The organism is Streptomyces europaeiscabiei (genome assembly GCF_001550375.1).
Lineage (GTDB): Bacteria > Actinomycetota > Actinomycetes > Streptomycetales > Streptomycetaceae > Streptomyces > Streptomyces europaeiscabiei.
Map to the genome: position 1 here is coordinate 1 of NZ_LRTR01000851.1, position 1,257 is coordinate 1,257.

A 1,257-nucleotide genomic window follows, 5' to 3' on the forward strand; every position below is an offset into this window, starting at 1 on the left:
CTAATGGTGCCCGGCGGCGTGCGCCCCGCCGGGCTCGGCGCTCTGATGGACCCGGGGCACGGCGGTCGTGCCCCGTCCGCCGGAGCCGGCCGAAGGAGCCCTACCCATGCGCCGCAGAGCCCGTGTCCTGTCCGCCACCGCCCTGATCGGTGCCGTCCTGGGCGCCGCCGCCCCGCCCGCCCTGGCGGAACCGGCGGCCGAGGTGAACCCGCACTCCGTCGAACCGGGCGGCACGCTCACGTTCTCCGTCTCCTGCGACCCGACCGGCGGACCCGCGCCCGAGACCATCGACGCCAGCTCGCAGGCCTTCGAACAGGGCACCGTCACGCTGCAGCGCATCCCCGGCAACGACGACTCCGCGGGCGGCCCCTCCTATCAGGGCACCGCCAGGATCGCGCCCGCCGCGGACTTCGAGACCGGCGTCGGCGCGGTGAACTCCGCCACCGAATGGGGCGTCGACGGCCTGTGCCCGGCGGCCCCGGGCGGCGAGGGCAAGCAGTGGAGCGCGGCCTTCGACGTCGCCCTCGGCGGCGACGCCCAGCAGCACCCCACACATCAGCCGACGTACCAGCCGACGAAGGACCCGACGCATCAACCGCCCCGCCAGCCCACCCACCACGCCACCCACTCCACCGCACCGGTCCAGCGGGGCGTCCACGCGGGCGGCGGCGGTGCCTTCACCGACTCCGTCCCGGCCATGGTCGCCGGTGGCCTCCTCATCGCGGGAGCACTCGGCGCGGCCGTCCACCGACTGCGCCGCCGGGACCGGTGGACGCCATGACGGGCCGGACGTGGTCGGCCGAACCCGCGGTCGGCCGAACCGCGGTGGGTCAAAGTCGCGGTGGGCCAACGTCGCGGCGGGCCGAACCGCGGACGGCCGGAGTCGTGGCGGGCCGGAGTCGCCGCGAGCAGAAGTCGCCGCGGGCAGGAGTCGCGAACGCCCCGTACACGTGGCCACTGTGACGGGCGCAACCCGTACGGGTGCCGTTGGGGCGCGTGAGCCTGGGTACTGACTGGCCGAGGGTGTGTTCGACGCCGTCCGTGGCACGGCGGCGCACACTCGCGGGACGACGGAGGGCCCTCGCCGTCCCGGAGCGATCCCGGAGCGCGAGGCGCCGGACAACGCATCACGACTGCGCGGAGGCACACATGCGGCGGACGGATCCGGAAGGGCATGGTCCGGTCCGCTACGGCCCGTCCCCGCCCGCCCAGGGCCTGCCGGTGCTGCCCGAACTGGCCGCCGAGCTCGCCGCCGCC

Annotated in this window: 1 protein-coding gene and 1 pseudogene; both read left to right on the forward strand. The window is 76.0% G+C overall.

Annotation, left to right across the window (positions count from 1 at the left end):
* Positions 1–106 precede the first annotated feature (106 nt).
* Positions 107–781, forward strand: coding sequence for a hypothetical protein (locus tag AWZ10_RS43360; RefSeq protein ID WP_060893908.1), 675 nt, complete (start codon positions 107–109; stop codon positions 779–781).
* A gap of 200 nt (positions 782–981) precedes the next feature.
* A pseudogene (locus tag AWZ10_RS56170) lies at positions 982–1,257 on the forward strand (hypothetical protein); the annotation flags it as partial.

Bases quoted from the DNA above. Each gene is read 5' to 3' on its own strand.
- AWZ10_RS43360 (WP_060893908.1), top strand. From the start codon at position 107: ATGCGCCGCAGAGCCCGTGTCCTGTCCGCCACCGCCCTGATCGGTGCC.